The sequence below is a fragment of the Paenibacillus sp. sgz302115 genome, from assembly GCF_056120445.1.
In genome coordinates, this window is record NZ_JBVYOK010000009.1 from 111,879 (window position 1) to 135,304 (window position 23,426).

Below are 23,426 nucleotides of genomic sequence, written 5' to 3' on the forward strand. Positions count from 1 at the left end.
CGCTCCTACAGTTCCAAACTTCCCCTCCGCACTCCTACCTTTTTTATGATTTTTTTAATTCAACTTATATAGACCAAGACCTTAACGTACGGGCTGTCCGGTATAGAAGCTCTCCTGTGGCCCCAGGTACGAATAAGGGAGCGGAAGTGCGGACAGCACAAGCTTTTGCAGAACAAGTCCGGCATCGAGGCCGTAAAAGCGGAGGGTATGCATGCCTTTTGCCAAAGGATGCCGGGTGGTCACGGTATGAATATTGTCCATAACTGCGCGGCACCACGGTTCATTGTCATGATTGCCGCCCTCATAATCCGCCGGCAGGGCGTCAACAATCACCGGCGTTTCGCTGTCAAAGCCTGCTGCATATTTCAAGCCGCTGACCGGCGACAGATGATTTGTTGGCGCAATATAAGCGGTCAAGCTGTAATCCCCGTCCCGATGCACAAGAATCCGGTACTCCAGATATGGCGCATGCTCCGGTTGTCCAAAAGAGGCATCGTGCGGATACATTTTGACCGAAGATAACGAACGTCCATAGTTCCCGATAATTTTCCACTCGACCCCGGATTTGGATACGCGGCATAACGCATGCTCCGCCTCCATCGACACTACATCATGGGCTTCAATAAATGTCATCGGCGGCACATCCTGAATGTCGGTCCACTCCACGGCTGCCGTCACCTTCACGGTTTCGCCAGCGCCGGAGAAAGTAATTTCACCTGACGAAGTCCCTGCTGCTTTTTCCCAATCTACAGTAACCTGAATTGTCTCTCCTGTATCAAGCCATCCCCGGGTCTTTTCGAGCCTGATCCAGTCCGCGCTGCACTCCGCCTCATACTCAAATCCCGCTTCTCCGCCATTGCTGATCGTAATGTCATACGTCTCTTGCTGCAGATTTGTAAACACCGGAAGACTGGCTGTACCCGACACATACGCTTGCTCCGTTCCCTCCACAGCAATAATCATCTGAGGGCACTTGGCCGGGATTATTGTGCTTGCCTTCGGATATTTCCACCCTTTCGCATCCCAGTTGACATACCCTACGTGGGGAGAGCTCATCATACCCTGCCATTTGCCTCCCGAAATCCCGGTGTTATAGACCCGTTCCAGTTCCTTGTCCCGCTCGATGGCTTCATTTGCCAGCTTGGCATAGGTGTTCGCAAGTACACTGCCGCGTTTGGCGTAAAGGCTGCTCAGTCCCGCATAGATGTGCATTTTGACCACATTTGCCGAAGCTACAGCAGGGTAATAGACGAGCTGGAAGTAGGCATCCTTATGTGATTCCGGGATCAACGTATAGAATTTATCAGCCGCATTTTCGATTTCGAGCGCTTGCTGCAGGACTCTCTGCGCCTCATGGTCATGGACCGGGCTGAAGGTAGAAGGTGTGATAATTTCCGGTTTGCGCCGGCCGTTCATCCGGGTGTAATCCGATAATAACTGTGCGATTCCTTCTATCGTCTCAGCTTCCAGGCCTAATCCAAACTGCTGCTTCACCCACCGCTTGGTATATTCCGCAGTCCGGTTGATGGCTTCAGTTCCCCATGCGTCAAAATCATATGCCAAATCCAGAAAGTAAGCTATCGGCAATTCCATCGGCTTCAGGTCTCCGACATTGACGATCCACACATCGCGGATACCGTAATCGAACGCCATGGACATTTGCTCCCAAATCTTCTCAAGCGGAATGGTATTCACCCATTCATAGGAATGGGGGCCGCCGTGATAGTCAAAATGGTAGTACATCCCCCAGCCCGCGCTGCGCTGCTGCTCACGACCCGCCGGAATTTTGCGGAGATTGCCGAAGTTGTCGTCTGCCAGCAGAATCGTAACATCATCCAGGACATCCCAGTCCTTGAGCCCCTCCACCTCGGCTGTGCCGTACCAATATTTCTCGACCTCCTTATAGACGGCTAAGATTTGCGGCGCCTGATCCAGATTGTACTTCTTAAGCAGCTCCTTCTGCGTCAGGATGATGTCCTTCAGCAGCTCAATATTTTCCCGGTCAGAGCCTTCCAGCGCAGAATCTTCCTCCCCGCGCATGCCTAGTGTAATCAGGTTGTGAAAGTCCTTGTTGCGCTTTATTCCGTCTTCCCAGAAGGCAGTGATGGCTTGTTTGTTCCGGGCAAAATCCCACAAATTGCTGCTTCCGTACTGCTGGTGTACCTTCTGCCATTCGCTGCCGGCCCGGAACAAAGGCTCATGATGGGAGGTTCCCATGATAATGCCATATTCCTCTGCATGACGGGCATTGGCAATCGGGCTGCTTTTACCGTTCAGGCTGAACTCGGCGCTCCACATGGCTGGCCATAAATAGTTCCCCTTCAGTCTAAGGATCAGCTCAAACACCTTGTCGTAGAACTCTTCGTTGAAATCGCCGAACGCCTGGGTCACCCAAGAGCCTAAGGACGGCCAATCGTCGTTCAGGAAGATCCCTCTATATTTTACGGATGGTTCTTTGGAGGTAATATTGAGCTGGCTTGCGGAAAGGGTCAGGAGCGGCTTCTTCTCCGGGACAACATCTCCCCAATATACCCACGGACTGACTCCGATCATTTCGGAAATCGAATAGATGCCGTAGATCGTCCCCCGCTTATCACTGCCCGCTATAACAAGTGCCTGATCCACTCCTGCAATCGGACGCCCAATCAACTGGATACGGTAGCATTCCCTCTTGCCTTGTATGGAGGATACATCCAAAACGCCCTCCGCGATTAATGAATCAATAACCTCATTGCTGCCAATGGACCCGGCGATGATCACCGTTCCATCCAGCGCTTCAATTTGTGTGAAAAGTTCAGGCAGAGCCCCGGTTACCAGTTGCACATCTGTGGCGAACGACCCCGCCACCCGGCGCAATCCGTCATAATCCTCCCCCTTGGGGTCCAGGTACAGCTTGGCCGCTTTTCCCTGCTTCACCAGCGTCAAAGCCTTGACTGCCGAGTACTCCGGCTGCTCCGCCAAGCTGCCTGATCCTTCTGCTCCTCCGGCTTCCACAGCGCGATTCGTTGTCATTGAAATCTCTCTCCTTGGCATCCTTTATTTCAAATATTTAGGTGCATTTATTCTTAGGCACATTATATAAGTAAAGCGATTTCAATCACCATGTGAAAACTAGAAACTTTTTGTAATAATTAAAGGAAATCCGTTTTGCTCGTTGAGCTGTACCTGAATCCATGACTATAATAAAAAAGTTGAGAACGCATTCACAATCGTCAGAAAGCGGGGATGGTCGAAGTGGAACACAATAACAGCTTCATTGCCAGCGGTCAAATGGAAGGTCCAAAAGCACCCAAGGACCCGGCGGAGAGAAGAAGCGGATTTTTCGTGCTGTTCGAAACAGCGATTGAGGCCACAGCCCGGGCCGAGGGCAGGCCTTCACAGGAAATCTATCTGGAAGGCAACTATCTGATAGATAAAGCCAGATATATCGGCGGAGTCACGGATGAGCAGATGCTGGCTCTTCTCTCCAGCTGGAGCGGATTCCGCAGATTAGTTCACAGTATCGGGGTGTCGGTGAAGACGGCGAATAGAGAGTCAGAGGTCTCTTTTCTTCTCCAGAATTGGGGTAGAACGAGCAAATATGAAACGGGAACCCGGCTGCTGCTTCCATGCCCTGGCGATGGAACCGAAATCATCCTCAAGCTGGAGGATGTCGCATGGTCCGAGGATGATGAAGCTCCCGGCAAATATGCCTTTGAATTCAGCCGCGAAGGCGAGCTGGCAACGGCGAGCATTATTTTCTATCTGCATGACGGCTACACTGTGCCTGAACTGACAGTTGAATCTCTAGTCCCGTTTGGTTCGAAGGAATACCGGGATATGATCGCGAAGTCTTTGCTGCATTCAGGCAATAATAGAAGGCTGAAAGCCTCTCTGGAGAAGGCGGCAAAAGGCGAGGACGTCACCATCGCCTATATCGGCGGTTCCATCACTCAGGGCGCGGGGGCCAAGCCGATACATACCGAATGTTATGCCTATCAGTCCTATTTAAGATTCAAGGAGCTGTTCGGCAAGGACGGCGGAGAGAACATTCATTTTGTGAAGGCCGGAGTAGGCGGAACGCCGTCGGAGCTTGGGGTTATCCGCTATGAAAGAGATGTTCTCAGGGACGGTGCTGTGACGCCGGACATCGTGGTGGTGGAATTCGCGGTCAACGACGAGGGCGATGAAACGAAGGGCAATTGCTTTGAAAGCCTCATCCTGAAAATCCTTGCCGCCGAGAACAGCCCGGCCGTCATTCTCCTGTTCAGCGTATTTGTGAATGACTGGAATCTGCAGGACCGCCTCTCCCCCGTGGGCAGACACTACAATCTCCCTATGGTCAGCGTAAAGGACGCGGTAACTGAGCAGTTCCGGCTAAGCAAATCTGAGGGCAACATCATCTCGAAACGGCAATTTTTCTATGATATCTATCATCCGACAAATGACGGCCACCAGGTAATGGCCGATTGTCTCGCCCACTTGTTCTCCGAAACCTATAAATCGCCAACGGACGGCGAAGATATCACGCTGGATCAACCGCCGGTTCTTGGGAATGATTTTGCCGGCACCCGTTTGCTGGACCGCAAAAGCCTAATTGACACTGCCAGCATTGAGGCAGGCGGTTTCTCGGAGACCGATACGGAATTGCAGATGGTTGAAATGGATGCCAACCCCTTCGGGACTGCGGAATTTCCACATAACTGGCTGCATACAGCTTCGTCCGGCCAGATCAGCTTCAAGCTGACGATAACAAGCAAAAACCTCATCCTCGTATACAAGGATTCAGGCAGCCCAGAGTTCGGAAAGGCGGATATTTTCGTGGACGGCAAGCTTGTGCTCACCGCTGATCCGCATGTGAACAACTGGACACACTGCAACCCGGTCATTTTGTACCAATATGAAAATAGTCAGGAGCACGTAGTAGAAATCAGAATGGCGGCTGAGGATCAGGACAAATGCTTCACGATTCTGGGCTTCGGCTATAGCGAGTAACGCAAAAGTGCAAAAAAAAAGCCGACATCTTCCTGCGAGGATGTCGGCTATATAAGTTGAACTTAAGGAAATCCAAACCTAACATGAAAATCTAAAGTTCAGCTTATATAGAGTGATTTGGAAAAAGTGAGTTCAAAAGAAAGAATAACGGGTAGCCCAATGACTACTTGATCGCTTGCACCAGCGCAGCTACTTCCTCAGCAGTGCCGAGCTGCAGTGCTTTGGCCGCAAGCTCCTTCATGTCTGCAGCCGACAGCTTGGAAATCTGACTGCGCGCCGGCAGAATGGAGGTTGCACTCATGCTGAATTCGTCGAGGCCAAGGCCCAGCAGCAGCGGAATCGCGGTGGCATCACCGGCCATCTCGCCGCACATCCCGGCCCACTTGCCCTCTGCGTGTGCTGCATCAATTACGTTTTTAATTAATCGCAGGATTGCCGGATTGTATGGCTGGTACAAGTATGATACCTGCTCATTCATACGGTCGGCAGCCATCGTATATTGAATCAGATCGTTCGTACCAATACTGAAGAAATCAACTTCCTTCGCAAATTGGTCTGCCAGCACGGCAGTAGAAGGAATCTCTACCATAATCCCGAGCTGAATGTGATCCGATACTTCCTTGCCTTCTTCACGGAGCTTCGCCTTCTCTTCCAGCAGTAAATCGCGGGCTGCACGGAATTCACCAAGGGTGGCAATCATGGGGAACATAATGCGGAGATCGCCATGAACGCTTGCTCTCAGCAAGGCACGAAGCTGTGTACGGAAGATATCCTGGCGGTCCAGACAAAGACGAATGGCACGGAAGCCGAGAAATGGATTCATTTCCTTCGGAAGCTCCAGATAAGGCAGCTCCTTATCGCCGCCGATATCCAGCGTACGGACGACTACCGGCTTGCCGTTCATATTCTCAAGCACTGTACGGTAGGCGTTATATTGGATTTCCTCAGACGGCAGCTTATCGCGGCCCATATAGAGGAACTCGGTACGGTAGAGGCCTACGCCTTCCCCGCCGTTCTCGATGACGCCTGCAACATCATTCGGCGTACCGATATTCGCCGCAAGCTCGACATGCTTGCCGTCAGCGGATACCGTAGGCTCCTCGCGCAGCTTCCGCCATTCAGCGATCTGCAGATTGTAAGCCTCCTGCTTGCGGATGTATTCGGCAACCTCGGTTTCACCCGGATTTATGAGAACGTCTCCACTCAGTCCGTCAACAATCACAAGATCTCCGGCTTTAACCTCAGACATCACATTTTTGGTGCCGACTACCGCCGGAATTTCCAGGGAACGGGCCATGATCGCCGAATGAGAGGTGCGTCCGCCAATGTTGGTCGTGAAGCCCTTTACATATTTGCGGTTGAGCTGCGCCGTATCCGATGGAGTCAAATCCTCGGCAATCACAATGACCTCTTCGCTGATCTCCGCAGGGCTTACGTAGGAAATCCCCAGCAGGTGGTTCAGCATTCGCTTGGTCACATCGCGCATATCGGCTGCGCGTTCCTGCAGATAGGTGTTTTTCATGTTCTCGAACATTGCGATGAACTGATTGGCGACCTCCTGCAAGGCATAATCCGCATTTACCGCTTCCTCACGGATTTTATCCATCACCGGACTGATCAGCTCGGGATCTTCCAGAATCAGCAGATGGGATTCAAAAATCTCCGCCTTCTTCTCGCCCAATTCTGCCAGCGTGCGTTCTTTAATCCGCTGAAGCTCGCCTTTGGAGGTCTCCAGAGCACGCTCCAGCTTGGCAACCTCAGCTTCCACATCGCTCACGGAAGATTTCGTGATCGTATAATCCGGATGCTTCAGGATGAACGCGCGGGCTACGGCAATGCCTGCGGAAGCCGCGATTCCTGAAATCTTACTCATGGAGCTCGCCCAGCCCTTCCTTAATCATTACATCCTCAAGTGCGCCAAGCGCTTCGGCTTCCTGGCCGCCTGCAGTAATCAGGGTCAGAGTATCACCTGTTTCCAGTCCCAAAGACAATACGCCGAGAATGGACTTCAGTGTAACCTTCTTGCCTTTGGCTTCTGCAAACGCCTCAGTGTCCTTGAATTTGGTGGCTGTATTAACCAGCGCTGTGGCCGGACGTGCGTGAATTCCGTCTTCGTCAATAATTCTGAAAGTTTTTTGCATAATAATCTCTCACTCTCTTTCTGTTCGGTATGGGATAATATAAGATTTCTGCCGCAGGAAGCCTGAGTATTCCCTATTCCGTGCAGCCATTTCCGGCACTGTTATAATACAAAAAAGGCAAAACCATACCCAAGAATAAAGGTAGTGGTTTTGCCTGATTTAACAGTAACAACCCGAAAATATTCACTTATATTTTATAGCATAACTCTTGGGATTTGGCAAATCAAGCATCACTCAGCCCCTGCCCCAGTATAATAGATCAGCTCTTGAACAGCGGTAGAAATAGCTTCACCAGATTCATCAGTTTGTTTATCTGCATTTGATTGCTCTCATATTCGAAGATCATAACTAGCAATTATTTCAGTTTATCAATTATTCCACTAACTCCAAGCATAATCGCACTACTAAATACATCAGTGTAATTTTTATAATCATCTGATTTGGCTATTATGGTGTCGAAAACATCTTTCAACTTGCCATCAATTATTAAAGTGAGCCCTTCTACCTGTTCCTCACTTCCCTCTTTACCGAACATGTCTTTCATTATCGTAAAGGTGTGTGCTCTACTCATTGTTGCCTCCTTGTAAAAATAAATTACTACCATGGATTACCCAGTAACGATAGTCCTCAGCTCAGCTTTCGATCGAAAAACCCTTTACATTACTAGGAGATTCCGTAATTAGACTCGGAGCCTCAAGAGGAATATATGTGCCCGTGGCTCGAATCTCTACACCAGGATCCAGAAACTCACCAGAGACAACTTGACCCGAAGCAGGCTCGGTACATGCTACTGTCGGGGCACCAGGTGTTGGTCCGGTGTGGGAAGGTCCCATTAGTAACCTCATAGACATTTGGGTAACGGTAGGTAGAGGATTTGATTTCAAATTTGTACCATCTGTTTTGAACAATACTTCTTCTGTACCTGCGGCGTTTGTTTCAACTGGCTTAAATTGCAGAAAAAAGATCAAAAAAAACAACTGTGATAAAAAACAATATATTTATCAATGCTATGATTTTTGACCGTTTTAATTTCAAGATCCCTGACCTCCCTTATTTCTTATATGGACCTGCAATATTTAAGATTTCATTTCGTAAGATATAGAAAGCTGAAAATGACGGAACCTTTATCCAAACAATTATTTTTCCATCTTGTACCCAACCACTTTTCGGCAGTATAGTCATAGGTAAATCAAAAGGTACCTTCTGAAAGACCAAAGCTTGAGAATTCAGATTTCCATTCACGAAGGATTTTCTATCCAGATTGGTAGTACCTAGAACTTCGGCTGTAAAAAAAGTAGTTTTTGAGTATCTTGTGGCATCTTTATTGAAATTTATATGGGCTTTCGAATAGATCAAGTAACTATTCATGTATTTCTCAGTTATTCTAATTCCATTTGTGGTATTATCAGCCGTGTTTTTCCATTTCAGCGTTGATACATCAGGGATAAGATCTAAATTGGGATCATTTTTATCAGCTAAATCTATTGCAATCAGCGCATCTAATTGCGCACTATAAAGACCATCTTTAGAAGTGATTTTCATCTTCTCTTCTTTCCAAAGGTCTGCTGCATTAACATCTTTAACAGGATCACCCGTAGTGAATATATCCGGCATAACAGTAAATATATTTGTCCCATGCCAGAGCAATTCTGCATTTGACACAGCATACTTATCCGGTTTAAGAGTGCTTCCTGCATTTGTGCTTAAAATCCGTTCAATAATTACAACCGATTGTGCCCTTGTTGTACTCTCCGTTTCCCCCAGCCTTCCTTTTCCCAATCCCGATATTAATCCCGACTTTGTAGCCAGATACATCCACTTATCGTCTTCCGTTGTCTTTAATCCAGTCGCCCGGGCAGCGATACGCGCCATCTCTTGACGGGTTATCTTTTTATTCCATTCAGTGTCCGAATTGGCAAAATCACTTTTGGTGTAGAAGTCTGCTTGTTCTGCTGCTGTTACATAACTTTCATACCATTTCCCTGTAGTCTCCTCCACTGGTTGTCCGGTCGCTGTCACAACCATTTTGATAAATTCTGCGCGGGTTACATTGGCATTAGGCATAAATAGCCCCCCGGGATATCCGACTACATAACCTTTGTTTACCGCCGTATCAATTCCTGATTTCGCCCAATGATTAGAGGGAATGTCACTGAACTTAACGGAGGCTGCTTTGACTTCAGAATTAGATGACGAGACCATACAAACAGTGAGCAGCAAGACGAACGGGACTGCTTTTTTACTTATTTTCATTAGAGTATTCATATGAATAATTCCTCTCATAATTAATATAGACAAGCCTTAGGGAGTACGACCTTATGTATTTAAACATTGAGTTCCTATCGAACCGCACAATCCTCAATAAAACACCCTTTTTGCACCACCTCCTTGGGATCGAACAGAGTCACAATCACAGTAGCCCCAGACAGTACACAGCTTTCTCCGTAAGCGATATTCCTCTTGAATTCTGGGTGCCCATAAGTGCTTTACACTGCATCACTGCACCACTGCCGAGGGAATTGGCATCTGGCAGTTCTCACCTGTACTTTTTTCGCTTGCAGGCGCCGAGCTTCGTTCACATTGCAATGTATTGCTAAATATATCAGATCCCCCCTTATTATCGGATTTATTTCCCAATATTTTATTCCCCTTCATATAAAACAGTACCCCTTTTCACAATGGATACTACGCTACATGGCAATCTATCAATTCCGCATTTTTTTCATATATGCTATAATCTTCCTGTTTCTAACCTATCTATTTTATAGGAGATGATCCATTTAATGTTTGCCATCCCAACCAATCGCCTGGTATTGCCTGCTGTCCAATCTGTAATCATTGAAATGACATCCATGCGGAAACGGGGAATTGATCCGGAAGAGTTAATCATTCTTGATAATGGCCCCTCTCAGGTAGTGGAGAGAAACAAAAGAGACCTCGAAGCACTTCAGAAAACTACCCCGATTCGCATTATTCACCATGATATCAATGACCAATTAGAGTGGATTCGAGAACTGGCTGAGCATGGGCAATGGGATATTGCTGAATTAATCCGATTGCTCTATCCTCACCCGGAGGAAGTCGATTACGGCAAGGTTTTTAATATGCTTTATCTCGCTGCTGCCAGATATGGACGCAAGGTCATTCATCGCAGAGATTCGGATTGCTATACTCCATTGGGCGATGAGAGCTTGTATCCGGTCTGGGGGGAAAATCAGTTTATCGGTAAAAAAGTATCCGAAGTGCTTCATATGGCGGATACCTGCGAGCGCCTTACCGATGAATTGTTAACCGAAGAAATCTGGATCGCAGGCAGCGATTATACCGGGGATTGGAACGTGAATCTTGAGCTGCTTCAGCAGCGTAACACACAAACGTTAAATGAATTTCTGACCCTCTTAAGCATTCCCGACGCCCGGATTCCGGCTTATATTGACGCAAAATACAGTGATAATGAACTGAACTTCCGTACACGCCCGTTACTGATAACCTGCGGGCAGCTTCCAGATATCCCTGAGATTGTCCCCAATTATCCTGAATGCGGAAATATAGCGATGATGGAGATTTTCAAGTGGATTCCCAATTTCATTGGCTCCCGTTGTATCGGATTCGATTACCACACTTATATACTCGGCGCCCTGTTAAAAGTACCCGCAGTCTATCATACTAAGCGGAATATTCATGCCCATGATTACAGCCGCAAGCAGCAGGATGGGACCTTGAACTATTGGAGAGGCATCGCAAAGCTGGCCGATTACAATTTGTTCATAACGGAATTCCGCAACAGCTATTTGCATCGGCTGGCCCCTCCTGAAGCGAATGGTTTTCACATTCTCCGGGATACCGGACCCTCCACTTTAGTAGATATGCTATCTGAATGCCTGATGAATCTGGACAGAAAGACAAGATTAGGTTTGGTCCACGACCTCGCACACAAAATTCTGCTGCCCTCTGGCCTGGCTGAATATCGCTTGGTTGCTGAGGAGCTGGAGCGCGGTGCAAGCCGTCTGATTGATGAGCTGGATGATGATTATAGAAGAAGCATTAAGCTGCAAAAGATCTGGAGAGAGTTAATCCAGCTTTCTGAGCGAATGGGAAGCGAGTCCAGATGCAGCGTATATTAAATAAAATACTGGACTATTCGGCAGAATCGAGGAGTATTCCGGCATATCTGCCTGCCTTGGCATGCACTTTTCTTATGGGAGTCGGGTTCTCATTGACTATGACATTCATGCCCTTGTTCGGAATGCAGCAAATTGGCATGAGCTCATGGAGGCTGGGGATATTTCTGACCGTCTCGTCTATGTTCGAAGTGGGGGTGGCCAGTTGGATCGGCAGGTTATCTGACAGATGGCTTAGCCGAAAAACCATAATACTGGCAGCATCGGCAGCAGCTATCATTGGCTATTCTCTTTTTGCAATACTTGAGAACTATTACGCACTGCTGGTCGTATCCATTTCATTCATTGCTCTGGCGACCTCTGTTTTTCCGCAAATCTTCGCCTATGTAAGGGATGCAGCCACAACGGTGAACAAGGATGCTTCCATCGCGATATCTCTGCAAAGAACCTTATTTTCCTTGTCGTGGGTAGTAGGCCCCCTGCTTGCCCCGTTGTTGATCAGGAAGCGGGATTATGGCCCGTTATTCCTATTTGTTGCGGGTCTTTATGCTGTAATAGCGATAATTGCATTTGTGTATCTTGCCAGCTATAATCGCCCTGCCGCAACTGATATCGACCGCGCTTCGGCACGGACAAAGAATAATCATCAAACGGGACGCTGGCTGCTGTGGATTTCCATCTCGGCCTTCATGATTTTCGAGACCAGTAATGCTATGTCAGGAATTGCCTTGCCTTTGCTTACCACGGTTAATATTCATGCTACAGATCAAACCGTCGGCTGGCTGGTTGGACTGAACGCTCTGCTGCAAATCCCGTTTATGCTTGGCTTTGGCCTGTTGGCTAACCGGTACGGCAATTCGTTGATCATGAAAACCGCCGGTGTGTTTGGCATTCTTTATTTTGTTCTGTCGGCAAGTGCAGATTCGGCCTGGACGCTGGCAGCTTGCCAAATTCTGAATGCTGCCTACGTATCCATTATACTGGGCGTCGGCCTTAACTTTTGTCAGGAGCTGATCCCTGAATCCCCTGGAACCGCAACAACGCTGTATTCCAATGCTACAACCATCGGACTTATGCTCGGCGGTTTTATGGCAGGAAGTATTGGGGAGTGGCTGGGGAACAGGGCGATCTTCATCGCCTGTGCCGCCTTGGCCGGCCTTGGACTTGCGCTGATTAACAGCACAGGCCTTCTAAGTAATATGAAAGCTCCTATGAAGAAAACAGAAACGTTACCCAATAACTAACCTGTTGAAAAGCCAGCAGCCTCGTGAGAGGCTGCTGGTTCACGTTCGTTGCCAATACCCCCGGATTACATTCAACTTTTAACCCCAAGAAACCCAAAAACCCGGCATGCTGCTGCCTTTAGCCTCTATCCGATTCTCTAATCAGATGATTTTCTTTTGCTATACGGATTTGCCGCTCAAGCTCTTCAATGCTTTGTTCCGCAGCTTCCTCTCCCGCCTTGATGCATTCCAGTGATTTGGTAAAGTCAAAAGCCGCGAAAGTTCCAACGTCGGGCCGGATCACAAAGTCAGCCAGCTTCAGACTGGCATGCTTGCGTTCCGCCGTCATCAGGCTGTATGAGCGGTACACCACTTCGACCATATTGCGCGGCGGCTTGTTCTCATGTTCTCTCGCCACATCCACGGCAATAACAAAGCAGATATCCCCGGCCAGCGCTTCCTCCACCGGCAAATTGTTCAATACCCCACCGTCGACCAGCATTTTATCCCCCTCCATCAGCGGCGCAAAAACACCCGGAAACGCGGTGGTGGCTCTGAGGACAGTGCCGAGATCCCCTTGATCCAGCACCACCTGCTTTCCTGTCATCAGATCAACCGCGATGGCTCTGAACTCAATTGGAAATTGTTCGATCGGCAAGCCGTATTTGCCGTGCCTGCGCAGCAATTCGTTGATCGTATTATGAACTGCATTGCCGGCAAGCAAGCCGCGGTGACGAATACCAACATCGAGCAGCCGGTATTTGGGTGTACTGAGCAGCAATTGCTCAATATCTCCAGCGGAGACACCTGCCGCGTACAAGCCTCCAATAGCCCCGCCCATGCTCGTACCCACAATGCGGTCTATCCGGATTCCATGACGCTCAAAAGCTTTCAACACGCCGATATGCGCAAGTCCTCTGACGGCTCCACCGCCCAGAACAAGTCCTATTTTTCCCATAATACACTCCACCCCCGCCAAAAAACACAAAAGACCCAAAAACTAACGAAAAGCAAAAGCTCTCTCAAGCTAAAGCTTCGTGCAGCATATTTGACAACAATCGTTGCTCCTGATTGGACAACTGGTCCATGATACGGAGAAATTCGGATACCAGCTCTGTGAACTCGTTGCCAAGCTCGTCATTGATCGTTTGAATGATAGTGCCGAGAACCGTCCCCACAAACATCAGGGTTCTATTCTCGCTGCTCGGTGTTTTGCTTACCACCAGGCGGATCAACGTTTCAGTTTTACCGCCAAGCTTCTTCACATAAACAAGCAGCAGGCCAAGAATATAGCCGCAAAACTCGATGCTGGATGCCTTGGAAGGGATTTCGTTCATCATTCTTCGGATCAGATCGTTCACACTGCCGCTCTTTACGCTCTGCAGCAGCTTGTGGATATGGGCCACCGTCTGCTCCCAGTCCGCCGGATTAAAGGAATCGCTCCGGTTTTGCTTGAACAGCTCGGACGCCTTGACCGTGGGCGAGAACACTACCTGCGAACGGCCGGTTTCCTTGGAATTCACTTCATAGCTCCGTGTTACAAAGCCGAGTTTTTCGATTTCCTTCAGCATGTCATAGGCAGTCCATTTGCTGACTCCCAATGAACGGGCCAATGTCTCATAATGAATAGGCAAGCGGGTACGCTGATACAGTTCTACCAGTTGTCCCAACAGTTGCAGCCTTCGCTTCGTAAGCGGCATTGATGTTCACCTCAAGCGTTTTTGGGTTTTTTGTGTTCATATTACCATTAGCATTTCCACCCGTCAACTCGCTCCGAAGCTGTGGCTGGTAAATTGGGCTTACGCTGCCGCTGAAATCACGAAACCCGCAGGTATGGATAGCGTACTAAAGGGTAATTAAAGAATAAGGCCGTGCTAATACGGCTTAATCTAACTAAGGAGGAAACAGAATGTTCAAAAAAATTCTCGGCAAAGTACTTCACTCCGTAGAGCACTCCCGCCATGAAGGGCATCACAGATATTCAAGCAGCCATAAAGGGAGGCCTGTATACAACAGACATTCCAGCAGCAGCCACGGATACAAACGCTACTCGTCTTCGGACTCCCGCCACGGGGGAAATGGACATAAATATTATAAAAATCGCTACGGCAGCTCAAGCTGATCCTTACTTGGTCAATGTGCATGAAGTAAAAGGCGTCTTTCAGCCTTTGGCTGAAGACGCCTTTTTTGTGCAGGAATCACCGCAGACGCTCATATAAAGCCTCAGCCTCACGGACAAAAAAAGCTGTATCTGAATAGGGCTCCTGCTCTCCCAGAAGCCGGGAAAGGATATGCAGCATTTCAGGCGACAAATTGAGCTCTTCCCGCCAGCTCCGCTCCGCTTTTTCCGGCTCAGGCCGGTAACTTGAATACAGCATGAACAGCATTAATTGTCCAATGTCATACAAATCTGAAGCGATAACAGGCGGCATCCGTTTCGGCATCTCCTCAGCCTTCGGCTTCCGCCGCTCAAGCACCGTTTCCGCCTCCCCGATCCGTCTCGCCAATCCGAAATCAATTAAGTACAAGTCTTCATTCCGGAGGATCACATTAGGTATCCGCAGATCAAGGTGAACAATCCCTCGCGAATGAACATGGGCTACCAGTTCCATCAGTCTCAAGATCACGGCCAGGCACTCCCGCTCACCGTAGACGATGTGCTCATCAAAGATCAAATCCTCCAGCGTCTTTCCCTCAATATAATCGGTTACCAGCCAGTTAGAGCCCTTGTACTCAAAATAATCACGGCACGTTGGAATGTTGGGATGATTCATTGACCGTAAGACATTACATTCCTTGCCAAGCATAGCCCGGCCCACCTTTTTCTTGCTCGGTCTGGACTGTTTGACGGCAAGAAAAGCTCCATCCGTAAGGTCGCAGCACCGGTAAGTAAGCCCGTAGCTTCCTTCCCCGAGCAGGGATTCCACCTTATACCGTTCACCGATCCGCGCTCCTTTCGAAAGTGGATAATCCTTCCAGGCCCGCAGGAACCTGCGCCACCTTTCAAATGCCATTGCCCTTTCTCCCCCTCCGTTCTCCATTAGAGTATAGGATGCTGAAAACGAGCCTCTAGAATCGCTTCTAAGGCCCGTTCCACGTTCAGGAAGATATAATGTAACCTGTTATTCCCCAGTTTCTGCAAATTGCTTGATCCGTTCGCCTACTTGATCCCGTACCCTCTGGAATACTGCCCATTTCTCTTCTTCTGTACCCTGTGCTTTGGCTGGATCGTCGAATCCCCAATGTTCCCGCTGTACCTTCGGTGGTGTAATCGGGCATTTGTCCGCAGCATCCCCACACAATGTCACAACTAAATCCGCATTATTCAAAAGCTCCGGGTCAATAATATCTGACGTTTGTCCTGAGATATCAATATCAACTTCAGCCATCGCTTGTACTGCTTTTGGATTCAGGCCATGAGCTTCGATACCAGCACTGTATACATTCCAGTTATCGTTTAGATATTTCTTCGCCCAGCCTTCCGCCATCTGGCTGCGGCAAGAGTTTCCTGTGCACAGAAAGTATAGTGTTTTCTTGTCCATGTTCTCATAATCCCCTTTATATTAAAGACTCCTTGGATTAATGCAGTACTTCACAGCAAACCGTCACCGGCGTTTTATTGAGCATTGCCAGAATCGTGGGCGTATCCGGCGTAAACTGAAGTATGGCCTGGATATGGGGTTTGTCCTCAACGTTAAGAGAATAATGGACCCATTGCCCTTTCTTTTGCTCCTTGACGATTCCTTTGCTTCTTAATCTCCGCAGATGCTGGCTGATTGCGGGCTGTGAGATGTCAAAAATCTCAACAAATTCACACACGCACCATTCCCGCTCCTTTAGTAGAGACAGCATCAAAAGACGCGTTCTATCCCCTAACAGCTTCAGGTCATCAGCGAATTCGGTCATATCTGCTATAACATCGGTTTCGTCCATGCCAGTCCCTCCATCTCCAAATACATAAGTACATACTTATATACTAAAGCAGGAGCTTAGGATTGACAACCCTCAGGACCGTAACACACTGGGCACAGATTTCACAACAGTCACCCGGCAGGTTGGTGAAGACCAAATAGAGAGCGCAGATTTGTTAATTCTCCGGCTCTCTATCCTCAAGCTATCTAATTGCTTCGTGTTACCTTTTTTTCAAAAAACCTTCTTCTTATCCCGCTCATTAATAATAATCTGCACTGATTCCTTGAACCGCAGCGCATGAATAATCTCCCGCTGCCGCAGAAATTTCAGGCTGCCCTGCAGATCCACGTCATCTGTCATGTCGATCAGCCACTGTAAACTGGCTTATGCGAGCTTTTTTATTGTACTACACAATGATTGGGTTTGAATGGTAGATTTATTATTTAGAATAGGGCGTAATCCCTTTTGTATACAGGTTGTCCACTAACTTGAAAAATTCTTCTGACGATAAGTCCTTTTGTCGCTGGAGCCAAAGACGAAATAAAGAAAGAGATGTTGAGAGGTAAAACTCAATCAAGTACGGCGTTATGGAATGGTTTTGCGGAAAGTTAAATTCCAATCTATCCAAGGTGATTTCTCTTTTTAAGCGATTTAAAAAACGAGTGCTTCCATAATCGCCCAAGAGTGCATTTAGAACCGCGAGATGCTCCCTGTTGTCCAAACAATGGAACGCATTTTGAACCGTATGAATAGATAACTCTTTATTCGCCAATTCCTCTTTTATATAGTTCAATAAATCATTTTCAACAAAGTCTAACAGTTCGTAAATATCAGTAAAGTATTGATAAAATGTGCTGCGGTTATATCCCGACTTATTCGCAATCTCTTGAATCGAGATTTTTTCAATCGGCTTTTGGCTATATAGCTCACAAAAAACATCTATAAAAGTTTGTTTTGTTTTCTCCGTTATTTCGGGCTGCTTTTTCATTTAATCCTCCTATTGCGAACAAGAATATCATCCGACAAATAATAAAAAACTGATGGTTGATGAAGAAATTATAAAGATTTATGATTACATCATACAACATGTTGTCTGATAATCAAAAGAAATTGTTAATAGATAAAGGTGGTTTTTATGTCAGCAAAACAAAATAGAGTTTTAATTTTTGGTGCAGGTGTTATAGGCAGCGCATACGCAATCAAATTCATTGAAGCAGGGATAGACGTCACTCTGTTTGCACGTTCTAATAGATTTACAACATTGAAAGAAAATGGCCTGCAATATAATGAAAAAGGTACGGTTAAATCTATAAAAGTAAATGTCATTGATACGGTTGAAAATGATGATGTATATGATTTTATTTTCGTTACAGTTCGTTACGATCGATCCGAATCAGCGTTGTTAGCATTAAAAGACAATCAAAGCAAAAATATTGTTACGATGATTAGCAATTCAATTGGATTTTCTTCGTGGCTGGATATTGTTGGAGATAGACTTTTACCAGCTTTCCCCGGTGCCGGCGGACAGATTAAAGATGGAATTTTGTATGCCCGGTTTCCACCAAAGGTTCTAGTGGCTACTATGTTTGGAGAAATTAGTGGTTTAGTGACAGAACGTACAGAAAACCTCGCAAAATTATTTAAAACAGCAAAACTTCCCTACGCAATTAATCAGGATATGAAAGCTTATCTAATCACACATTCAGTATCTGATATTGCTATGCTTAGTGCTTTACGTTCTGAAGATAAGATCATTGATGAAAAAAAAGCTAAAACCAGAAAAAAGGCACATAAAATTACAATCACATTAAAAACGTATTTAAAGGCAATCCAAAAAGCTGGCATTGCTATTAATCCATCTGCACTTAAAATTGTGCTTAAATTCCCTAATTTGATTTTGGATTTTTTCTTTATGATATGGCTCCGGACTAAAATGGTTAAGGATATGATGTTGCCGGATTATGCGAGTAGCGCAAACAATGAAATTGTGCAGTTGAATAACGATTTATTGAAGTTTTTAAATCAAAATGATATCGATCTGGAAATACATGCTTAGTGATTTCCGTTCGTTCCAAATAAGCACACGCTTATACGCCGAGAAAGGGCGTTGCCTACAGGGATCGGCTGTCATTTTCTCAACTAAAGGGAAAGATAGTTGAAAATCAATCGTGACGGTCAAAAAAGCCCTGTTGAACTAGCCAGAGCCAGATTGTATGTACTCGTGGGGAAAAAGAAGAGCCGCAGATGTACAACACCTGCGGCCCTTAACAAGCTATATATTTATTATTTACTTCCGTCTGTACATCTTGTCAGAACACCTTCTTCTGATCCCTATCCTCAATAATAATCTGCACCGACTCCTTAAATCTCAGCGCATGAATAATCTCCCGCTCCCGCAAAAATTTAAGGCTGTCCTGCAGATCCACGTCATCTGTCATGTCGATCAGCCACTGGTATGTAGCCCGGGCCTTTTCTTCGGCGGCAATGTCCTCGTACAGATCCGCGAGCGGATCGCCCTTAGCCGCGATATAAGTTGTGGTGAACGGCATGCCTGCAGCGTTGTTGTAGAAAAGAGCATGATCCCGCGTCGCATAGTTCGGGCCGAGTCCGGCGGCTTCGAGTTCGCTGATTGAGGCGTCTTTTGTTAATTTATATATCATGGTGGCAATCATCTCAAGGTGGGCAAATTCCTCAGTCGAAATATCCGTTAATACCCCTATTACTTTGTCTGGTATTGCATACCGCTGGTTCATATAACGCAGCGCCGCCGCCAGCTCTCCGTCCGCGCCGCCGTACTGCTCCATTAGATAGCGCGCCATCCGCACGTCGCATTTGCTGACACGTACCGGATATTGCAGCTTTTTCTCATATATCCACATTCGGGCACACCCCTTCTAAAAGTTTGTCAGCATACTCTCCATGTATAGCTCAGCAGTCTACACCTGCCAAGGCCACGGAGTCTGGTTCCATTCCCAGGGGCATTTGGAGTAAGCGCGGCCGAAGTTCTGCAATGGACCATACAGCTCCTGGAACTGGTTCGCCAGCCGGGTACGCTCTTGCGTCAGTTGGTTGAACTGCTCTATGGCCTTTAGATCCTCAGGATGAGTATTCAAATACAGGTTCAGCTCCACCAGGGCAAAGTCGAGGGTTTGCAGTTGCTCCAGCATCTCATAATAACGCGGTTCGCAAGGATTTGCTTCCATAGACTACTTGCCTCCTTTGCTCTTCGATTCATACGGGCTGAACAGCGCAGGCCAGAGCGTCCCCGCTCTCAAGGCTTCGGGCAACGTAAACTGCGGCAGATTGGGCGGCTGAAAATTAATGAACTGATTCGGCGGCACAACATAGGTTTTGCACGGCACCGGCGGGCATGGATCGAACGGTCCCCTGAACGGTATCCATACACGTTCCTCAGAATTCATGTTTGTTCCTCCTTGTATCATTTTAGATTCATAACGGAATGAACACAGTACTCTGTAACTAAGTCTATGATCTGCGCCCAGTCCGTAGACCAATGGAAGCAACAGCAAAAAAACGCCCCAAGAACCTATACGGCCTCGGGACGCTCCACTCCATCAATTTATCTCTTTTTTGGGCTTCGATGCGGCTTTGTCTTAGTCTTGCTGCAGATTCCAGAGAATCTGTTCTCCATCCACCCTGATATCCAATCTGCGGCTCCCGCAGCTTAACGAGAGGTTCACTGCCTGATCCGTATGCTTCAGCTCAAAGCCCTCCATCAGCCAGCCCTCTTCATCAGCCGCGAGGTTCATATCCTGCGGAAGAACAACCGTAGCAATTCCCGCGTTTCCTTGGGTCGCCAGCTTGGCGGCAATCGCTATGCTCTCCTGCTTGGAGCCGTAGATCTCCGATACCCAGCTCTGCCCGGATTCGATCTGCGGCCCCTCCGGCAGCGGGTCTTGCCCTCCGCCGGCTGTCCAGTAAATCCGCAGGCCCACCAGGCTTTCCGGATAATATATTGTTGCCGCCGAATGTGGCGTTACATTAGCAACGCTGCAGATTACCGCCCCGGGATGAAGCTGGAAGCGCTGCTGCACCTCATGACTTCCCTCACCGTCCAGCCAGTCTATAATCAGCAGCAGCGGCACAGCTTTGCCCAGCAGCAGCCACCGGCGGTGCATCACCGGCTGCTCCAGCCGCATATAGCCATTATGCGAAGCGTCGATGAACTCGTAGTCCGCTGTGCTTTCACGGCGATGAGTCTGGCATTCTGCCAAAGGCAGACCCCATTGCTGTGTAGACACGTACGGTGTCTGATCCAGCCCGTCCACAAGAATGGTATTATGCGCGGCGGTGCTTTTGAAATAATGTCTCCATTCGCCTTCTTCATAGGTGTATCTCCCGGGATCGAGGAAGATAAGCTGCCGCTTCCAGTACCATTCCAGATTCAGCGCGTCCGCGTGGCCGTGTGCGCCTCCCATCGGCGCCGCGTCGAAGAAGAGATACTGGTTATTGTCCCGCAGCATGTAATATCCGGTCTGCGGAAAAGCCTGGCTGACCGCTTGCACCTCTACTATCTTCTGCAATTCGGCAGCGCGTCTGTATTGCTCAGCGCCGAACAGCCATAGGAACTCAGAGCTGACTGCTCCCTGGGCGATTAGCTCCTCATCCTCCAGAATCGCTCCGAGGAAGGCCACCCGCTCCCTTCCGTTGCTGACCCAGTCCGAGTCGCCAATCGCTGTGGAGCGTTGATCCGGGCGGATCATCGCCAGCGAGAAGGACGCCATCCGCCGCAGTTGACGGCCATATGTTTCAGGAAAGGGATGTCCGGCGAGCTTCCCCAGCAGATAAGGGGTGCCGAACATTTCGATGCTGGCATCATGATAGTGGGTAGTCAGCTCCGATTGGACCCCTTCCGGGCCAATCTGATAATGCTGGCACAGCTCCAGACGTTCTACGGCGAGCTGGCGCCAATACGGCGCCCGTTCATGAAGATCATGGAACTCGGCGATCATGGACAAGCCCTGCATGTGCATAATGGCATGATTGATCTCTGTCCCGCCCAGATAGCGGGTCAAATAATCGGCATGCTGCTCAAGAGCAGCATGAAGCTCTGAGGTGAAGGCAGCGTCAAGCAGCTCACTTGCTTCCATGTAGGCATAAGCTGAAATCCACGACTGCACCCGAAGGCCGGTTTCCAGCAGCCGCCACGGACCGGGCTGCTGGAAGTACACCGCCTCTTCATATGGGAGCACCGGAGGCGGATTCTGGGTGCACCATCCACGGAAATGCCGGATATAGGTGCGGACGTATTTCTCGTCTTTCGTGAGCAGATAGGCTTTGCCCAGGTCAAGCATATGCCAATGCCGGTTAATACCCCAGATGAACTCAGGATCATTCGACGGATTATACAGCCAGTCAATTTCATCCCCCATATATATCCAGGTAGTAAGATCATTGGTGTAGGGGATCATCAGCTCATTGCCGCAGGCCCGGTCTGCAATGAGCAGTGAGGCGTCAGCAAGCGCCGGATATTCCTCGCGGTATAGCCGGGCAGCCTGCTCCAGCTCTTTATGGGTTAGATAATAAGTGCTCATTATTCTTTCGACAGCTTCCCTTGCAGATTGACTGAGCTGAAGCTTGGATCTGCCTTGATGGTTGTCAAGCCGGACTCCCGGGCTTTCTTGAGTGCGTCGTTGTAGCGCGTGTTCAGATCCGTGATCACCTTGTCCACATCTCCGCCGGCAAGAACGAATTTCGAGAATTCCTCCGCCCATTTAGAGCCTTCCACCTGGCTCTCTGTAGCTACCGTAGGATTTGCAGGGTAGAGAGCGTCGTATTTCTTAGGAAGGAAGCCTTCAATGCCTTTGATTTCCGGTTTCTTGCCTTTCTCCAGAACTGCCGGGATCAGGGATACGCCATAACCGTTCTCGTAGTATGCGGTCTGAAGATCCAGGCTGTAGACATACTCCATGAATTTCCAGGCTGCATCCTTATTGGCAGAGTCATTGCTGATGCCGATGTAGGACCCGCCGACGATTTGTACAGCGCCCTTAATCGTGCCGTCTTCCGTTGGCGGCTGTGCTGCTGCCCAGTCGATCTCTGTCGGGAACTGCTCCTTGTAGACCCCAGGCTCGCCGGAGTGATTGAAGTACATGCCGATTTTGCCCTGGGCGAATTGCGCACGCAGCGGGTCAATGTCAAGGCTCTCCACACCCGGAAGCATGCTGCCGTCCTCCATCATCTGGCGTAGCGCAAGAGCCGCACCCTTATACATACTGAAATCATATTCACCTGTAACATAATTGAAGCCGTCCACACCTACAGTTGTGCTTGCAGGCGCAATGGTATTAGCTGGCCGGAAGAAGCCGCTTGAGCCTTTGAAGGGGCTTGCAAAACCGTAGATGCCCTTGCTCTTGCCCATTTCTGTAATCTTCTTCGCATCAGCCACCAGCTCGTCCAGCGTTGCCGGCGGATTCGCAATACCGGCTTCCTTGAACAGATCCTTGTTGTAAATCAGCCGCCAGGTCTGTCCGGTATTAGGCAGTGTATATATCTTTCCGTCGATTTCATTCTTATGGTCAATCAAGGTCGATTCAAAGGTCTTCTTCATCTCGTCGCTCATATAATCATTAATCGGAGTCAGATAACCTTTCTTGACATAGGTCTGAAAATCATCAATTTGCAGCACATCAGGAGCCTGCTTGCTGGCAAAAGCAATATCGACAGCCTGCGGGTAGTTATCGCCCATAACACTCATTTCAACTTCAATATTATCTTTATTCGTCTTGTTGAACTCATCCACCTTCGCTTGCATGAATTCTGCGTCATGACGGTCCGGCGTCCAGTAGACAACCTTCGTCTTTGATGAATCGGACGGGCCTGCTGAATCCGTTTTCTCATTCTTTGCACTATTCGTCGATGAACAGGCAACCAAGGCCAATGTAAGAAAGGCATTTCCTGCTACTGCGAACCATTTCTTTTGCATTTTCATTCCCCCCGGATTATTAGTTTGGGATACCACTAGCCATCCCTTGCTAATAGGATACAAGGTGTTATATGACATGTGAGTATGGTATTTCAACTGCGGTAGAGTG

At 48.2% G+C, this 23,426-nt stretch carries 21 protein-coding genes and 1 pseudogene; 5 read left to right on the forward strand and 17 right to left on the reverse strand.

The window, feature by feature from the left end:
* Nucleotides 1-81: 81 nt before the first annotated feature.
* The gene (locus AC0LWN_RS18090; RefSeq protein WP_474667686.1) at nt 82-3,012 is read right to left on the reverse strand and encodes a glycosyl hydrolase 115 family protein; all 2,931 of its coding nucleotides are present in this window, start codon (nt 3,010-3,012) and stop codon (nt 82-84) included.
* Between the two features lie 213 nt (nt 3,013-3,225).
* Between AC0LWN_RS18090 and AC0LWN_RS18095 the strand changes: the two genes are divergently transcribed.
* On the forward strand, nt 3,226-4,974 hold the full coding sequence (locus tag AC0LWN_RS18095; protein ID WP_474667688.1) for an SGNH/GDSL hydrolase family protein: 1,749 nt from the start codon (nt 3,226-3,228) through the stop codon (nt 4,972-4,974).
* 163 nt (nt 4,975-5,137) lie between these two features.
* Here the strand turns inward: AC0LWN_RS18095 and ptsP are convergent, their stop codons facing one another.
* The 4 genes from ptsP to AC0LWN_RS18115 all read right to left on the reverse strand — a co-directional run bounded on the left by ptsP (nt 5,138) and on the right by AC0LWN_RS18115 (nt 9,380).
* Nucleotides 5,138-6,847, reverse strand: a complete 1,710-nt coding sequence (gene ptsP, locus AC0LWN_RS18100; protein WP_474667690.1) for a phosphoenolpyruvate--protein phosphotransferase — start codon at nt 6,845-6,847, stop codon at nt 5,138-5,140.
* On the reverse strand, nt 6,840-7,115 hold the full coding sequence (locus AC0LWN_RS18105; RefSeq protein ID WP_458962908.1) for an HPr family phosphocarrier protein: 276 nt from the start codon (nt 7,113-7,115) through the stop codon (nt 6,840-6,842). Before AC0LWN_RS18105 ends, ptsP begins: the two co-directional genes overlap by 8 nt.
* Before the next feature lie 355 nt (nt 7,116-7,470).
* Nucleotides 7,471-7,686, reverse strand: a complete 216-nt coding sequence (locus tag AC0LWN_RS18110; RefSeq protein WP_474667693.1) for a hypothetical protein — start codon at nt 7,684-7,686, stop codon at nt 7,471-7,473.
* Nucleotides 7,687-8,165: 479 nt separating this feature from the next.
* Nucleotides 8,166-9,380: an S-layer homology domain-containing protein gene (locus AC0LWN_RS18115; protein WP_474667695.1), complete on the reverse strand. Its 1,215-nt coding sequence runs from the start codon at nt 9,378-9,380 to the stop codon at nt 8,166-8,168.
* A gap of 518 nt (nt 9,381-9,898) precedes the next feature.
* On the opposite strand from AC0LWN_RS18115, the gene AC0LWN_RS18120 reads away from it, so the two are divergent.
* Both AC0LWN_RS18120 and AC0LWN_RS18125 read left to right on the forward strand, forming a co-directional pair.
* Nucleotides 9,899-11,239, forward strand: coding sequence for a DUF6271 family protein (locus tag AC0LWN_RS18120; protein ID WP_474667697.1), 1,341 nt, complete (start codon nt 9,899-9,901; stop codon nt 11,237-11,239).
* Nucleotides 11,224-12,480: a sugar efflux transporter gene (locus AC0LWN_RS18125; RefSeq protein WP_474667699.1), complete on the forward strand. Its 1,257-nt coding sequence runs from the start codon at nt 11,224-11,226 to the stop codon at nt 12,478-12,480. The genes AC0LWN_RS18120 and AC0LWN_RS18125 overlap by 16 nt, the downstream gene beginning before the upstream one ends.
* Before the next feature lie 118 nt (nt 12,481-12,598).
* On the opposite strand, the gene AC0LWN_RS18130 is transcribed toward AC0LWN_RS18125, so the two are convergent.
* Both AC0LWN_RS18130 and AC0LWN_RS18135 read right to left on the reverse strand, forming a co-directional pair.
* Entirely contained in the window at nt 12,599-13,417 is an 819-nt protein-coding gene (locus AC0LWN_RS18130; protein WP_474667701.1) for a patatin-like phospholipase family protein, read from the reverse strand.
* Nucleotides 13,418-13,481: 64 nt separating this feature from the next.
* Nucleotides 13,482-14,159 (reverse strand): LexA family transcriptional regulator, encoded by a 678-nt coding sequence (locus tag AC0LWN_RS18135; protein WP_474667703.1) that lies wholly within the window; start codon nt 14,157-14,159, stop codon nt 13,482-13,484.
* 209 nt (nt 14,160-14,368) lie between these two features.
* On the opposite strand from AC0LWN_RS18135, the gene AC0LWN_RS18140 reads away from it, so the two are divergent.
* A complete protein-coding gene (locus AC0LWN_RS18140) occupies nt 14,369-14,581 on the forward strand; it encodes a hypothetical protein (protein ID WP_474667705.1) in 213 nt (70 codons plus the stop codon).
* 76 nt (nt 14,582-14,657) lie between these two features.
* Here AC0LWN_RS18140 and AC0LWN_RS18145 read toward each other — a convergent pair whose 3' ends face one another.
* From AC0LWN_RS18145 to AC0LWN_RS18165, 5 genes and pseudogenes are all read right to left on the reverse strand, one after another.
* Nucleotides 14,658-15,473, reverse strand: coding sequence for a serine/threonine protein kinase (locus tag AC0LWN_RS18145; protein ID WP_474667707.1), 816 nt, complete (start codon nt 15,471-15,473; stop codon nt 14,658-14,660).
* A 108-nt stretch (nt 15,474-15,581) separates the two neighbouring features.
* Entirely contained in the window at nt 15,582-16,001 is a 420-nt protein-coding gene (gene arsC / locus AC0LWN_RS18150; RefSeq protein WP_474667710.1) for an arsenate reductase (thioredoxin), read from the reverse strand.
* 37 nt (nt 16,002-16,038) lie between these two features.
* The gene (locus tag AC0LWN_RS18155) at nt 16,039-16,392 is read right to left on the reverse strand and encodes an ArsR/SmtB family transcription factor (protein ID WP_474667713.1); all 354 of its coding nucleotides are present in this window, start codon (nt 16,390-16,392) and stop codon (nt 16,039-16,041) included.
* A gap of 210 nt (nt 16,393-16,602) precedes the next feature.
* A pseudogene (locus tag AC0LWN_RS18160) lies at nt 16,603-16,755 on the reverse strand (manganese catalase family protein); the annotation flags it as partial.
* Nucleotides 16,756-16,810: 55 nt separating this feature from the next.
* A complete protein-coding gene (locus AC0LWN_RS18165; RefSeq protein WP_474667716.1) occupies nt 16,811-17,359 on the reverse strand; it encodes a TetR/AcrR family transcriptional regulator in 549 nt (182 codons plus the stop codon).
* Between the two features lie 147 nt (nt 17,360-17,506).
* Here AC0LWN_RS18165 and AC0LWN_RS18170 point away from each other — a divergent pair, with 147 nt between their 5' ends.
* Nucleotides 17,507-18,427 (forward strand): ketopantoate reductase family protein, encoded by a 921-nt coding sequence (locus AC0LWN_RS18170; protein WP_474667720.1) that lies wholly within the window; start codon nt 17,507-17,509, stop codon nt 18,425-18,427.
* A gap of 253 nt (nt 18,428-18,680) precedes the next feature.
* On the opposite strand, the gene AC0LWN_RS18175 is transcribed toward AC0LWN_RS18170, so the two are convergent.
* The 5 genes from AC0LWN_RS18175 to AC0LWN_RS18195 all read right to left on the reverse strand — a co-directional run bounded on the left by AC0LWN_RS18175 (nt 18,681) and on the right by AC0LWN_RS18195 (nt 23,317).
* Nucleotides 18,681-19,250, reverse strand: a complete 570-nt coding sequence (locus AC0LWN_RS18175) for a manganese catalase family protein (RefSeq protein WP_474667722.1) — start codon at nt 19,248-19,250, stop codon at nt 18,681-18,683.
* 57 nt (nt 19,251-19,307) lie between these two features.
* The gene (locus tag AC0LWN_RS18180) at nt 19,308-19,574 is read right to left on the reverse strand and encodes a spore coat protein CotJB (RefSeq protein WP_474667724.1); all 267 of its coding nucleotides are present in this window, start codon (nt 19,572-19,574) and stop codon (nt 19,308-19,310) included.
* 3 nt (nt 19,575-19,577) lie between these two features.
* Nucleotides 19,578-19,793, reverse strand: a complete 216-nt coding sequence (locus AC0LWN_RS18185) for a spore coat associated protein CotJA (RefSeq protein WP_474667726.1) — start codon at nt 19,791-19,793, stop codon at nt 19,578-19,580.
* Between the two features lie 192 nt (nt 19,794-19,985).
* Nucleotides 19,986-21,926: an alginate lyase family protein gene (locus tag AC0LWN_RS18190; protein WP_474667728.1), complete on the reverse strand. Its 1,941-nt coding sequence runs from the start codon at nt 21,924-21,926 to the stop codon at nt 19,986-19,988.
* Nucleotides 21,926-23,317: an ABC transporter substrate-binding protein gene (locus AC0LWN_RS18195; protein ID WP_474667730.1), complete on the reverse strand. Its 1,392-nt coding sequence runs from the start codon at nt 23,315-23,317 to the stop codon at nt 21,926-21,928. Before AC0LWN_RS18195 ends, AC0LWN_RS18190 begins: the two co-directional genes overlap by 1 nt.
* Nucleotides 23,318-23,426: the final 109 nt, after the last annotated feature.